General features: G+C 69.5%; 12 protein-coding genes. 8 read left to right on the top strand and 4 right to left on the bottom strand.

Features of this window, described 5'->3' with window-relative positions; translation table 11 throughout:
• The first annotated feature begins 300 nt into the window (after window positions 1-300).
• From def to EV647_RS21525, 4 genes are read left to right on the top strand one after another with little or no spacing between them, the layout of a single operon-like run.
• Window positions 301-849, top strand: coding sequence for a peptide deformylase (gene def, locus EV647_RS21540; protein WP_133790511.1), 549 nt, complete (start codon window positions 301-303; stop codon window positions 847-849).
• On the top strand, window positions 846-1769 hold the full coding sequence (fmt, locus tag EV647_RS21535) for a methionyl-tRNA formyltransferase (protein ID WP_134005568.1): 924 nt from the start codon (window positions 846-848) through the stop codon (window positions 1767-1769). Before def ends, fmt begins: the two co-directional genes overlap by 4 nt.
• Window positions 1766-3184 (top strand): RsmB/NOP family class I SAM-dependent RNA methyltransferase, encoded by a 1419-nt coding sequence (locus EV647_RS21530; protein WP_134005566.1) that lies wholly within the window; start codon window positions 1766-1768, stop codon window positions 3182-3184. The genes fmt and EV647_RS21530 overlap by 4 nt, the downstream gene beginning before the upstream one ends.
• A gap of 48 nt (window positions 3185-3232) precedes the next feature.
• Window positions 3233-4228, top strand: coding sequence for a DMT family transporter (locus tag EV647_RS21525; protein WP_134005564.1), 996 nt, complete (start codon window positions 3233-3235; stop codon window positions 4226-4228).
• Here the strand turns inward: EV647_RS21525 and EV647_RS21520 are convergent.
• Window positions 4225-5199 carry a DMT family transporter gene (locus EV647_RS21520; RefSeq protein WP_202871265.1) on the bottom strand — a complete coding sequence of 325 codons (975 nt, stop codon included), beginning with the start codon at window positions 5197-5199 and terminating at the stop codon, window positions 4225-4227. The genes EV647_RS21525 and EV647_RS21520 overlap by 4 nt on opposite strands.
• 100 nt (window positions 5200-5299) lie before the next feature.
• On the opposite strand from EV647_RS21520, the gene EV647_RS21515 reads away from it, so the two are divergent.
• From EV647_RS21515 to EV647_RS21500, 4 genes are read left to right on the top strand one after another with little or no spacing between them, the layout of a single operon-like run.
• Window positions 5300-6505: a cysteine desulfurase-like protein gene (locus EV647_RS21515; protein ID WP_134005560.1), complete on the top strand. Its 1206-nt coding sequence runs from the start codon at window positions 5300-5302 to the stop codon at window positions 6503-6505.
• A 33-nt stretch (window positions 6506-6538) separates the two neighbouring features.
• Window positions 6539-8086 carry a hypothetical protein gene (locus tag EV647_RS21510; RefSeq protein WP_134005558.1) on the top strand — a complete coding sequence of 516 codons (1548 nt, stop codon included), beginning with the start codon at window positions 6539-6541 and terminating at the stop codon, window positions 8084-8086.
• A gap of 46 nt (window positions 8087-8132) precedes the next feature.
• Window positions 8133-9308, top strand: a complete 1176-nt coding sequence (locus EV647_RS21505) for an ROK family transcriptional regulator (RefSeq protein WP_134005556.1) — start codon at window positions 8133-8135, stop codon at window positions 9306-9308.
• An 8-nt stretch (window positions 9309-9316) separates the two neighbouring features.
• Complete coding sequence (locus EV647_RS21500; protein ID WP_134005554.1) at window positions 9317-10585, top strand: glycoside hydrolase family 125 protein; 1269 nt, start codon at window positions 9317-9319, stop codon at window positions 10583-10585.
• A 205-nt stretch (window positions 10586-10790) separates the two neighbouring features.
• On the opposite strand, the gene EV647_RS21495 is transcribed toward EV647_RS21500, so the two are convergent.
• The 3 genes from EV647_RS21495 to EV647_RS21485 are packed head-to-tail and all read right to left on the bottom strand — an operon-like array spanning window position 10791 to window position 13334.
• On the bottom strand, window positions 10791-11555 hold the full coding sequence (locus EV647_RS21495; RefSeq protein WP_134005552.1) for an SDR family oxidoreductase: 765 nt from the start codon (window positions 11553-11555) through the stop codon (window positions 10791-10793).
• A gap of 44 nt (window positions 11556-11599) precedes the next feature.
• The gene (locus tag EV647_RS21490; RefSeq protein ID WP_134005550.1) at window positions 11600-12445 is read right to left on the bottom strand and encodes an ABC transporter permease subunit; all 846 of its coding nucleotides are present in this window, start codon (window positions 12443-12445) and stop codon (window positions 11600-11602) included.
• Window positions 12435-13334 carry an ABC transporter ATP-binding protein gene (locus EV647_RS21485; RefSeq protein WP_134005548.1) on the bottom strand — a complete coding sequence of 300 codons (900 nt, stop codon included), beginning with the start codon at window positions 13332-13334 and terminating at the stop codon, window positions 12435-12437. Before EV647_RS21485 ends, EV647_RS21490 begins: the two co-directional genes overlap by 11 nt.
• Between the last annotated feature and the right edge of the window lie 73 nt (window positions 13335-13407).

The raw sequence follows: 13407 nt of genomic DNA, 5'->3' as shown, positions 1-13407 counted from the left end.
GCAGTGCTGGGCGGCGCGGTGGGTGGCGGCGCGGCGGGACCGGCGGGCTCGCGCGGTTCGTAGGCCTGGGCGGTGAGGGGTGCCTGAGCGAGCAGTGCACCCAGGAGGATCAGAGTTGCCCCCCGTGCTGCTGTGAGCATTGGGTCTCCCGAGCGGCGTGTGACGACAGTGACTGAGGGTACGCCTGGGACCACAGTACGTGCTTGTGGCAACAAACGGGAGGGGCCTCCCGCCGGGAATCCGTCAGGCGGGCCAACTAGACTTACCCGGTCCAGGTCCGTGGAGTGCTGTGGAGAGTCTGTGTCGGTCCAACCCATCCGTCTGTTCGGCGACCCCGTGCTGATCACCAAGGCCGACCCGGTCGTCGACTTCGACGCCGAGTTGCGCCGCCTGGTCGCGGACCTCACCGACACCATGCAGGACGCGCCCGGATCGGGCCTCGCCGCGCCGCAGATCGGCGTCGGCCTGCGAGTCTTCACCTACCACGTCGAGGGCGAGCTCGGGCACCTGATCAACCCGGAGCTGACGCTGTCGCCCGAGGAGCAGTTCGGCCCCGAGGGCTGTCTGTCGATCCCGGGCCTGACCTTCGACTGCCGCCGCGCCCAATCGGTGATCGCCAAGGGCTTCAACATGTACGGCGACCCGGTGGTGATCGAGGGATCGGACCTGCTCGCCCGCTGCATCCAGCACGAGACCGACCACCTGGACGGCATCCTGTTCGTGGACCGGCTGGACCGCGAGACCCGCAAGCAGGCGATGAAGGCGATCCGCGAGTCCGACTGGTCCGGCCTGAACGGCCCGCCGCAGATCAAGGTCTCGCCGCACCCGACGAACGGATTCGGACTGTGAGAGTCGTCTTCGCCGGTACGCCGGAACCCGCTGTCACCGCGCTCGAGGCGATCGTTGCCAGCCGCCACGAACTTGTCGGGGTCGTGACCCGCCCGGATGCACCTGCCGGTCGCGGCCGCAAGCTCGTGGCGTCGCCGGTCGCGCAGTACGCCGAGGAGCTCGGCGGGTTCGAGATCCTGAAGCCGGTCAAGCCGAGCGACCCCGAGTTCCTGGCCCGGCTGCGGGAGATCGCGCCGGACTGCTGCCCGGTCGTCGCGTACGGCGGGCTGCTGCCGCAGGCGGCGCTCGACATCCCGCAGCACGGCTGGATCAACCTGCACTTCTCGGTGCTGCCCGCGTGGCGTGGGGCGGCGCCCGTGCAGCACTCGATCATCGCGGGCGACGACGTGGCTGGGGCGAGCACCTTCCGGATCGTGAAGGCGCTCGACGCCGGCCCGGTGTATGGCGTACTCACCGAACCGATCGGTCCCGAGGACACGTCGGGGGACCTGCTGCAGCGGCTGGCGGTGTCGGGGTCGAAGCTGCTCGTCGACACGCTCGACGGGATCGAGGCCGGCGTACTGGAGGCTCGCGAGCAGCCGGCCGACGGCGTGACGCTGGCACCGAAGCTCACGGTCGAGGACGCTGAGCTGGACCTGAACGCGCCGGCGCAGCGCGTCGATCGGCTGGTGCGTGGGTGCAACCCGGCGCCCGGGGCGTGGACGACGTTCCGTGGCGAGCGGCTGAAGATCCTCGCCGTACGGCTGACCGACGACGAGCTGAAGCCCGGCGAGCTGCAGGCGACCAAGTCGAGTGTGAAGGCCGGCACCGGTAGCAAGGCGATCGAACTCGTGACGGTCCAGCCGCAGGGCAAGAAGCCGATGGCAGCGGCCGACTGGGCCCGCGGCGTCCGGCTCACCGATGCGGACATGCTCGGGTGAGTGATCGGAACGCACGCAATCGGGCGCCGCAGCGGCGCCCGGATCCGGTACGGCGGGTTGCGTACCAGGTCGTCCGGCAGGTCACCGCTGAGGGCGGCTACGCGAACCTCGCGCTCAACAAGGCCCTCCGTGACGCGCGACTCGGAGGCCGTGATGCCGCGTTCTGCACTGAGCTGGTGCACGGCACGCTGCGCTGGCAGGGCACGTACGACGCGTTCCTGGCGCGGTGCGTCTCGCGTCCACTCCCGGACCTCGACCCCGAACTCCTGGACGTACTCCGACTCGGTGCCCACCAGCTGCTCAACATGCGGGTGGACTCGTACGCCGCCGTGGACGAGATGGTCACGCTCACCCGGTCCGAGCTCGGTCAGAAGCGCACCGGCCTGGTGAACGCCGTACTCCGCAAGATCAGTCAGCGCTCGCTGGACCAGTGGATCTCGACCACCGCGCCGCGACCCAACGAGGATCTCCTGGGCTACCTCGGGATCGCCGAAGCCCATCCGCGCTGGGTGATCGAGGCGTTCGATCGAGCGCTCGCAGGCGGATCGACCCGCGAGCACGCGTCGGGGGAGCGGGCCGTGTCCGCCCCCGGCCTGGAGGATCTGCTTGTCGCGGACAACGAGCCGCCGCGCGTGACGCTCGTTGCTCGGCCGGGGTTGGCTGACGTGGACGAGCTGGTCGACGCCGGTGCGGTCCCGGCGCGCTGGTCGCCGTACGGCGCGGTTCTCGACGGCGGTGGGGATCCTGGTCGTATCGGAGCGGTCGCGACCGGGCGGGCCGGCGTACAGGACGAAGGTTCGCAGCTGGTCGCGATCGCGCTGGCGTCGGCGAAGGTCGACGGCGACGACGCGAACTGGCTCGACCTGTGTGCGGGACCAGGCGGCAAGTCAGCACTCCTGGCCGCGCTCATGGAGGACGGTCAGCTGACTGCTGTGGAGCCGCTGAAGCACCGCGCGGAGCTCGTGCGCCAGAATCTGCGGGCGATCCCCGGCAACCACAAGGTGCTCGTCGGCGACGGGACGAAGCCGACCTGGCCAGAGGGTTCGTTCGACCGCGTGCTGGCCGACGTACCGTGCAGTGGTCTGGGTGCGCTGCGCCGCCGTCCGGAAGCCCGCTGGCGCCGTACGCCGGAAGACGTCGAGGAGCTGCGCCCGCTCCAGGAGGCGCTGCTCGACTCGGCGATCACCTCGGCCCGGCCGGGCGGAGTGGTCGCGTACGTCACGTGCTCGCCGCACCCCGACGAGACCCGGGCGGTAGTCGACGCGGTCCTGGGGCGCCGCGACGACGCGACTCTCGAGGACGCGCGGGCGCTGTTCCCCGGCGTACCGGAGCTGGGTGACGGACCCGATGTCCAGCTCTGGCCGCACCTGCACGGCACCGACGCGATGTACCTGGCACTGATCCGCCGGTCATGATCCGGACCTGCTGTCAGGTGCTACCAGTCGAACGGTCATGATAGAGGGGTGACAACGACAGCCATCCGTCCCGCTTCTTCGACCCGGCGGCACCACGTCGTGGGGCTTGCTTCGGCCTTCGGGATCGGGATGCTGGTAGCGGTCCAGTCACGCTTGAACGGCGAGCTCGGCGGGATTCTCGGCGACGGGATCCCGGCGGCGCTGATCTCGTTCGGCTCCGGCCTGCTGATCCTTTTGGTCGCGGCCGCGGTGGTGCGTCCGGTACGCCGCGGACTGGTCAAGGTCTGGCGCACGATCCGGCGGCCGATGCGTGGGTACGGCGGTTTGCGCTGGTGGCAGTGTCTCGGCGGACTCGCGGGCGCGTTTCTGGTCGCAACGCAGTCGATCACCGTGTCCGTGATCGGTGTCGCGGTGTTCCTGGTGGCGGGCGTGGCTGGGCAGGCGATCAGCAGCCTGGTCGTCGACCGCCTCGGATTCGGCCCGGCCGGTCCGCAGCCGCTCACCGCCGTACGGATCGTCGGTGCACTGATCGCGCTGGTCGCGGTCGGGCTGGCCGTGTCGGAGCAGCTGAGTCACCCCGACGGTCTGATGCTGGCGATCCTGCCCGCGCTTGGCGGCGTCGGCACCGCGGTGCAGCAGGCCATCAACGGGCGGGTGGCGCGGGCCGCCTCGTCGGATGCGTACGGCGCGGTCGCGGCCGGCGTGGTGAACTTCCTCGTCGGATTCGTCGCTCTGCTGATCGTGTTCGCCGCCGACCTCTCGCTCCGCGGTGCGCCACGACACCTGCCGAGCGAGCCCTGGCTGTACCTCGGCGGCGCGTGCGGCGTCATCTTCATCAGTGCCGCGGCCGCCGTGGTCCGAGTGGTCGGCGTCTTCGTGCTCGGCCTCGGCACGATCGCAGGCCAACTGATCGCGAGCCTGTTCGTCGACATCTTCCTGCCGGTCGCCGACAAGCCGATCACGGCACCGGTCGTCGCCGGCACCCTGCTCGCACTGGTTGCCGTGGTGGTCGCCGCCGTACCCAACCTCCGGCACGCTGCCTAGGTGATGGCAGGTGCCTCCGCGACGACGACCGGCTTGCGGCGGAGGTTTCGGAGGACGCCCTGGGAGACGGCCACGCCCAGCAGGACGACGAGACCGCCGACGGGCTGGTACCAGGTGAGGTGTTCCTGCAGGACCAGTACGCCGACGATGATCGAGAAGATCGGCATCAGGTACGTGACCATCGACGAGCGGCTGGCGCCGATCAGGCGGATGTTGCGCATGTTGAGCACGAACGCGAGCCCGCTGCCGAGCGCGCCGAGGGCGAGAACGCTCAGCACGGTCTTGGCCGACAGCGACCACGGCGCCGGGGGAGCCTGCCCGGTGACCAGGGGAGCGACGACGGCCAGCTGGACCGTTGCGCACAGCAACAAACTGGTCGACAACGCCGTGCCGGACAACGTCGTCCCGGCCAGGAACCGTTTCTGGTAAGGGATCGCGAGCCCGTAGAAGACCGCGGCCAGCATGCACAGTCCTTGGCCGAGGAGGTCCGCCCCGGCATTCACCCGCCAGGCGCCGAGGACGACGAGCATGCCCACGAACCCGATCAGCAGCCCGACTCCGCGCTGCGCCGAGAACCTTTCGGTCCGGAAGATCAGCACCGCGATCGGCAGCACGACCAGTGGCGTGATCCCGTTCCAGATGCCCGCGAGCAGCGACGGGATCCGTTCCTCGCCGTACCCGAACAGCGTCCACGGGATCGCCGATCCGATCGCCCCGACGACGAACGAGTGCGCCCACAGCCGCGGGTCCCGCGGCAGTGCCTCGCGCTTCAGGGCGAGGATCGTGAGCAGTACGACGGATCCCGCGACCACCCGTCCGAGCGCGAGATAGAGCGGCGGCAACTCGCGGACGCCGACCGAGATGAACAGAAAGCTGCAGCCCCAGATCGCGGCGAGGGCCAGCATGACGGGGAGCCAGGCCCGGACCGGGGCGGGGCTGGAGGTGCTGTCAGGAGTCGTTACCGTGCTCACTCCTGACATCCTGCACTACTCCTCGGACAGTTCGCGCATCTTTATCCGCATTCGGGCAGGCGGTAGCGGCCGATGTCAGCAGCGAGAGAGGATGACGCGCATGAGTGCCTTCGATGTGGTCGCCGTCCGGAAGCAGTTCCCCGCGCTCGACGAGGGAGCAGCGCACTTCGACGGCCCCGGTGGTTCGCAGACCCCGCAAGCCGTCGCTGACGCGGTGGCACGGACCATGACCTCGGCGCTCGCCAACCGCGGCCGACTGACCGCCGCCGAGCGCCGCGCCGACGAGATCGTCGTCGGCGCCCGCCAGGCGATGGCCGACCTGCTCGGCACGACCGCGCGGGGGATCGTGTTCGGCCGCAGCATGACGCAGCTCACGTACGACTTCTCCCGCACCCTCGCCAAGACCTGGTCCGCGGGCGACGAGGTGATCGTCAGCCGTCTCGACCACGACGCGAACGTCCGTCCGTGGGTCCAGGCGGCCGAGGCCGCCGGCGCCACGGTCAAGTGGCTCGGCTTCGATCCGGAGACCTCCGAGCTGGACGACATCGCCCCGCTGCTCACCGACCGCACCCGCCTCGTCGCGGTCACCGCCGCGTCCAACCTCCTGGGCACGCGCCCCGACACGCAGAAGATCGCCGACCAGGTGCACGAGGCCGGAGCGCTGATCTACGTCGACGGCGTCCACCTCACCGCACACGCGCCGGTCGACGCCCGGTACGCCGATTTCTACGTCTGCTCGCCGTACAAGTTCTTCGGTCCGCATCTCGGCGTGCTGACCGCGGCGCCCGAGTTGCTGGAGACGCTGAAGCCCGACAAGCTCCTGCCGTCGACGGACGTCGTACCGGAGCGCTTCGAGTTCGGGACGCTGCCGTACGAGCTGCTCGCCGGCACGACCGCTGCCGTCGACTTCATCGCCGGTCTCGCGGGGACCGGCGGCACCCGGCGTGAGCGCCTCACCAGCTCCCTCAACAGCGTCGAAGCGCACGAGGATGCCCTCCGCGACGACCTCGAAGCCCGCCTGCAGGCGATCCCCGGCGTCACCCTGTACGGCCACGCCGCGAACCGCACGCCGACCCTGCTCTTCACCCTCGACGGTCACACCCCGGCCGCGGTCTCCGAGCGCCTAGCGAAGGCGGGTGTGAACGCCCCGGCTGGTTCGTTCTACGCGTACGAGCCCGCCCGCCAACTCGGCCTCGGCCCGACCGGCGCGATCCGCGCCGGTCTCGCGCCGTACACGGACCAGTCGGACGTGGACCGTCTCGTGGCCGCGGTCTCCACCTTGACCGGCCCGAGAGGCACTAACTAAAGTCTCTGGGGAAATTAACCCCGAGGGAGCCGAGTGAGAGAACCGAGCGCTGTTTTCGTCCAGGTGGATCCTTCGCGGGAGTTGGTCGTCCCGGCCCGCGCCGGCGCCGAGATCAGCTGGAACGACGGGACCGTCGAGGTCACGGCGGAGCGGATCTCCCGGGTCGCGCTCCGGTGGTCGGAGAAGCTGCCGAGCGACGCGCTGATCCTCGGGGACGCCTGGGAGCGTTCGTACGGCGACCTGCAGTGGAGTCACCAGCAACCTGAGCGCCTGCTGCCGTGGTACTTCCTCGCCCACTCGGGAGCAGGCACGTTCGGCATGGGCGTCGACGTGCAGCCGAACGCGTTCTGCGCGTGGACCGTCGACGGTGACGGGTTCACCCTCTGGCTCGACCTGCGCAACGGCGGCGGTCCGGCGCTTTTGGACGGTCGTACGCTGACGGCAGCAGTCGTGCGACGATTCGAGGACGCCGGCACACCCTGGCAGACGCTGCACGCAGCAGTCGCCTCCATGAGCACCCGACTACCGGCGCGACCTGAGCCCGCGCCGGTGGTCGGGGCCAACAACTGGTACTACGCGTACGGCGAGAACTTCGACGAGAAGGCCGTCCTGAAGGACGCCTCGACGATCGTCGAGCTCGCCGACGGACACCCGGTGAAGCCCTTCAGCGTCGTCGACGACGGCTGGTACCCGGGCGGCATCGCCTCCGGCGGCCCCTGGGACCGCGGTACGCCGGGAGTCTTCGACGACATGGCCGGTACGGCGGCCGCGATCAAGGAGATCGGTGCGCGACCGGGCCTGTGGTTCCGCCCGCTCCTGGTCCGCGAGCCGTCGGCGTTGGCCTCGAAGGGCCCGCATGACAAGCCGGGCCGGGCGCTGGATCCGTCGTACCCGGAGGTCCTGGACGGCGTGCGCGCGGACCTGCAGCGGTTCAAGGACTGGGGTTTCGAGCTGGTCAAGCACGACTTCAGCACGTACGACGTGTTCGGTGCGTTCGGCCCCGCGATGGGGGCTCGGCTGACGCGCGACGGCTGGCAGTTCCACGACCCGTCGCGGACCACGGCCGAGATCATCCTCGCGTTCTACCGGGAGATCCGGGCGGCCGCGGACGACGTCGTACTGATCGGCTGCAACACCGTCGGCCATCTCGCCGCCGGGCTCGTCGACGTCCAGCGGACCGGCGACGACACGTCCGGCCGGGACTGGGAGCGGACCCGGAAGATGGGTGTCAACACGCTCGCGTTCCGGCTCCCGCAGCACAACCGGTTCTTCACGGTCGACGCGGACTGCGTCCCCTGTACCCCGCAGACCCCGTGGGAGCTGAACGAACGGTTCCTCGACCTGGTCGCGCGCTCCGGTACGGCGTTGTTCCTGTCGATCGATCCGGCCGCCCGGACGGAGCGCACGGACCGCGCTCTGCGTGACGGTATACGGTTGGCGCTCGATGGCGGTGCGGTGAGTGATTCAGGGATCGAGCCGGCCGACTGGCTCGTCAACACCACGCCGAACGTGTGGCGGACGGGCGACGACACCATTCGCTACGACTGGTCGCAACCGTGGGGTGCGGATCCAATTGGTTAGACGGGGGACGAACCTCGATCGCGTCGGGGGATTCAACGATGCCGTTGTGCTGGACGCGATCCGCCGCAGCGAGCAACTGAGCCGCGTCGAGCTGGCCGAGGCGACCGGCCTGTCCGGTCAGGCGATCTCCAACATCGTGCGCCGCCTCCTCGACGCCGGCCTGGTCCGCGAAGCCGGACGGCTGCGCGGCGCCGGCCTCGGGAAACCACGGACGCTGCTCGAGCTCGAACCCACCGGTCAGTACGCCGTCGGCGTCCATCTCGATCCCTCCGTCGTCACCGTCGTGCTGCTCGATCTCACCGGTGAGGTGGTCGCGCGGCGGCCGGTCGACCAGTACGCCGACGACCCCGGCGTACTCATCGACGGCATCGCGAAGACGATCGAGGAAGTGATCGCCGCGTCCGGCGCACCGCGCGACCGGGTCAGCGGCGTCGGGATCGCCGCGCCCGGACCGATCGACGTCGAGCGCGGTGTGGTCGTCGACCCGCCGAACCTCTCGACCTGGCACCTCGTCCCGCTCCGCGACGCGTTGAGCGAACGGACCGGGCTGCCGATCGTCCTGGACAAGGACGTGACCGCGGCCGCGTCCGCCGAGAAATGGGCCGGCCACGGCGGCAGTTTTGTCTTCTTCTACCTCGGCACGGGTGTCGGCGCCGGGTTGGTGATCGGTGACGAGGTCGTCCGCGGGTCGTCGAGCAACGTCGGCGAGATCGGTCACGTGATCGTCGATCCCGACGGGCCGCTCTGCTTCTGCGGGCGGCGTGGTTGTGTCGGTGAGGCCAGCCAGCCCAGATACCTGGTGGAGCAGGCGGTCCAGGCCGGCGTACTTGCCGAAGGCATCGACCTGGACGATCGGCACGCGGTGGACGCCGCCTTCGCCCGGCTGTGCGCGCTGGCCGTGGACGGTTCCGGCGCCGCGCAGAAGATCGTCACCACGCTCGCGGAGCGGATCGCCAAGGTGGTCGAGGACATCGCGAACCTGCTCGACCTGGAGCGCGTGGTCTTCGGCGGTCCGCACTGGGAGCAGCTCGCCCCGGTTCTGCACGACCGCGTGCGCACCGCGCTGGAAGGACGCTTCCTGCTGGCGGCGGTGCACCCGTTCGACGTCACGGGTACGGCGCTCGGTGCCGACGTCGGCGCGATCGGCGCCGCGAGCCTGATCCTCGACCGGACCTTCTCGCCCAACCCCTCACTCGCCCCCGCTCTTGCCGCTGAAAGGTAGATGTTTTGATGATCGACCCCGAGGTCCTCGCCCGCGCCACCGCGGCTGTCCGGGAGGCCACCGGTGACGACGTGATCGCGGAGATGTTCGAGCGCTCGATGGCCGGCAACCTGCCGGCCGTCGCCGAGCGCCTGCCGGACGGTACGACGTTCGTGCTGACCGGCGACATCCCGGCGATGTGGTTGCGTGACTCGGCCGCGCAGCTCCGCCCGTACCTGCTGCTGTGCAAGGACGATCCGGGCCTGCAGAACGTGCTGATCGGTGTGCTGCACCGGCAGCTCGAGTACGTCGTCCTGGACCCGTACGCGAACGCCTTCAACAAGGAGGCGAACGGCGCCGGGCACACCTCGGACGAGACCGAGATGTCGCCGTGGGTGTGGGAGCGCAAGTACGAGATCGACTCGCTGTGCTTCCCGCTCGAGCTGGCGTACCGGCTGTGGCGGATCACGGGCCGCGCGGACGTGATCGACCACCGGTTCCGGGCCGCCGCGGAGGCGATCGTCGAGCTGTGGACCGTGGAGCAGGACCATGAGGCGCGTTCGCCGTACCGCTTCCAGCGACACGACGACCGCCCCTCGGACACGCTCGTCCGCGAGGGACGAGGGCGCCTGACCCGGCCGACCGGGATGTCGTGGAGCGCCTTCCGGCCGAGTGACGACGCCACGGAGCTGGGCTTCAACGTGCCCGGCAACATGTTCGCGTCGGTGGTGCTCGGGTACCTGCAGGAGATCGCGACCGAGGTACTGCGGGACGAGCCGCTGGCCGACCGCGCGAAGGAATTGAAGGCCGAGATCGACGAGGGTATCGCGTCGTTCGGCACGGTGGAGCATCCGGAGCACGGTCGCGTCTACGCCTACGAGGTGGACGGTCTGGGCGAGACGCTGCTGATGGACGACGCCAACATGCCGAGCCTGCTGTCGATCCCGCTGACCGGGTACGCCGCCCCGGACGACCCGACGTACCTCGCGACGCGTTCCTTACTGCTCAGCCCGGAGAACCCGTACTACTACAGCGGAACCGCGGCCGCGGGCATCGGCAGCCCGCACACCCCGCCGCGCTACATCTGGCACATCGCCCTTGCTGTGCAGGGGATTTCGAGCACGTCGGCGGAGGAACGCCAGCAGTTACTGGAGCTCCTCCGCGACACCACCGGCGGCACCGGCCAGATGCACGAGGGCTTCGACGTCGACGACCCCCGCAACTTCACCCGAGAATGGTTCTCCTGGGCCAACGCCATGTTCTGCGAACTAGCCCTGATCCACGCCGGCATCAGGTGATAGTCGGCCAAACTTGAGCGGCCCCCCACGACACCGGAACCGGTGACGTGCGCTCACCTGTAAGCGCGTGCTCCCGCCGAAGCTGCAGCTCGACAGTACGTATACATCTACTACCCGCCACCTCGCACCGGGCGCCGGGCTGGATCACCGGCCAGTGGACGTATACGTACAGTCGCCCTGCACAATCTCCGGAGCACAGGCGGCACTAGGCCAAGCCGCCGTTGCTCTTGAGTAGTTGGCCGTTGATCCACTGGCCGCGTTCGGAGCAGAGGAACTCGACCAGGTTGGCGGTGTCTGCCGGTGTGCCGAGTCGTCCGAGCGGAGTCTGCTGGACGCAGGCACCGCGGAGTTCGTCGGTCATCCAGCCGGTGTCGATCGGGCCGGGGTTGATCACGTTCGCCGTCAGGCCCAGATGGGACAGCTCCTGCGCAGCCGCCAGTGTGATGCGGTCCAGCGCTCCTTTGCTCGCGCCGTACGGCAGGTTGTGGACAGTGTGGTCGCTGGTCAGCGCGACGATCCGGCCAGTGCCGTGCGGACCTGCGAACCGCCGCGCGTATTCGCGGATCAGCAGCCAGGTGGCCCGTGCGTTGATCGCGAAGTGCCGGTCGAAGCTCTCGATCGTGGTGTCGAGGATGCTGGAGTCGACGGATTCACAGTGGCACATGACAAGGGCGGTCATGTTGCCGAGCTGTTCCTCGGCGGTGGCGAAGATCCGCTCGGGTGCGTCGGCGTCGACGAGATCGGCTTCGATCGGTACGGCGGTCGCGCCGAGCTCCGTGAGCTCCTTGGTGATCTCGCCCGTGGCTCCGGACTCGACGCCCCACCGCATGCGCTCGTCGTACGCCGTCCAGTAGGTGAACGCGATGTCCCAGCCGGCGCCGGCCAGGCGGCGGGCTATGCCGGCGCCGATGCCGACGGTACGACCGACGCCCGTGACGAGTGCGACTGGTCTTTCGACAGGACGAATCATGCCCGCGATCCTGCTGGAGAACAGCCCTGCGGAGCAACCGCGTTTCAGGTGACGTCGCGGCGGTGGGTGGTCCAGGTGGCTAGTACGGCGAAGGTGGCGCAGTAGGCGAGCAGGGTCAGTAGGGCGCGGCTGCCGCCGACTGCGTCGCGTACGCCTGGTGGGGCGTCGGCGGCTGCCATGCCGGTCACGCTGAAGACGAGGGAGCCGGCGTTGGTGCCGGGCAGGACGTTGGCGAGCCACTTCAGGCTTGGCAGCAGGCTGCTCACGACGCCGGCCAGCAGTGTTTCGATGCCGAGGATCCACACCACGCCGAGCCCGATCGGGAGTGCGACGTTGCGGAAGGCAACGGCCAGCACTGCGCCGGCCAGGCACCACATCATCAGGACCAGCCAGCCGCCCGCGAGTCCCTGCAGGAGATCACCGATTCCCGGCCAGGTCGTCGAGCCGTTCTCGGCCGCGGCGATGCCGAGGCTGCAGAGTGCGCAGGCGGCGAAGATCCCGAGCACCCAGAGCGCGATCATCGTGCCGAGCGCCAGGAACTGGGCGCCGAGGATCGTGCCGCGCCGCGGGCGCTGGGTGAGCACGGTCTTCAGCGTTCCCCAGGTGTACTCGCCGCCGATCACGATCGCGCCCAGGACGAGCGCGAGCGCGCCGGCGAAGATCGGGTACCCGCCGATCGTGTTGTCGATGACCCGCGCCGGGAGCATGCCGCGGAGGATCTCGGCACGCGGTACGCCGTCGGTCTGCGGGTTGTCGTCGCCGGTCGCGTAGCCCAGGTACGGCAGCAGGTAGCCGAAGATGAGACTCAGCACCAGGCCGGCGCCGAACAGCACCCAGACCGCGGATCGCTTGCGGAGCTTGAGTATCTCCGCGCGATAGCTACCTAGCATCGGTCGTCTCCTTTGCCGTGGTCAGCTCGAAGAAGATGTCCTCGAGCGCGCGTTCGGCGGTGTGCAGCTCGGACACGTCGATCCCGGCCTCCACCAGCGTCCGGTTCACCTCGGCGGCCTTCGCGGGATCCACCTGCACCCGCAGCGTGTCGTCGTACTGGTGAACACTGCCGAAGCGGGCCAGGAGCCGCTGTGCGTCCTCGCGAGGGGCGGCGCGGACGACGAGTTCCTGTTCACCGCGCAGCTCCTCGACGTGGTGCTCGGCAACCATCCGGCCGGCGTTGATGATGCCGACCCGGTCGCAGATCTGCTGCACCTCGCCGAGCAGGTGGCTGGACAGCAGCACGGTCCGGCCTTCGGTGCCGAGTTGGCGGATCAGGCGGCGCATGTCGCGCATCCCGGCCGGGTCGAGGCCGTTGGTCGGCTCGTCGAGGATCACCAGCTCCGGATCCTTGAGGAGCGCGGCCGCGACACCGAGGCGTTGCTTCATCCCCAGGGAGTACGTCGAGAACCGGTCCTTCGCGCGATCGGTGAGGTCGACGAGCTCCAGCACCTCGTCGATCCGCTGCCGCGACACTCCGGCGTACTCGGCCAGCAGCCGCAGGTTGTCGAGCCCCGACAGGTACGGGTAGAACGCCGGCGACTCGATCATCGACCCGGTCCGTCCGAGTACGCCGGCATCCCCCGGCCGCCCGCCCAGCACCCGCACGCTTCCACTCGTCGGCGCGATCAGCCCGGTCAGGATCCGGAGCGTGGTCGTCTTCCCCGCCCCGTTCGGGCCCAGAAACCCGTACACCTCACCCGGCAGCACCGTCAGATCGACACCATCAACCGCCAAGGTGCCGCCATACCTCTTGGTCAGCCCACTGACCTCAACTAGCGCATCCATACGACGAGAGTGCCGCCCACAAGCCCCCACCGCGTCGCCTCCGGGGAGTGACCCCACCTACCCCCACCGGAGT

The sequence above is a fragment of the Kribbella sp. VKM Ac-2566 genome, assembly GCF_004366005.1.
Taxonomy (GTDB): domain Bacteria; phylum Actinomycetota; class Actinomycetes; order Propionibacteriales; family Kribbellaceae; genus Kribbella; species Kribbella pratensis.
The sequence above is the reverse complement of the archived record's forward strand: the minus strand, read 5'-3'. Positions and strand labels throughout refer to the sequence as shown.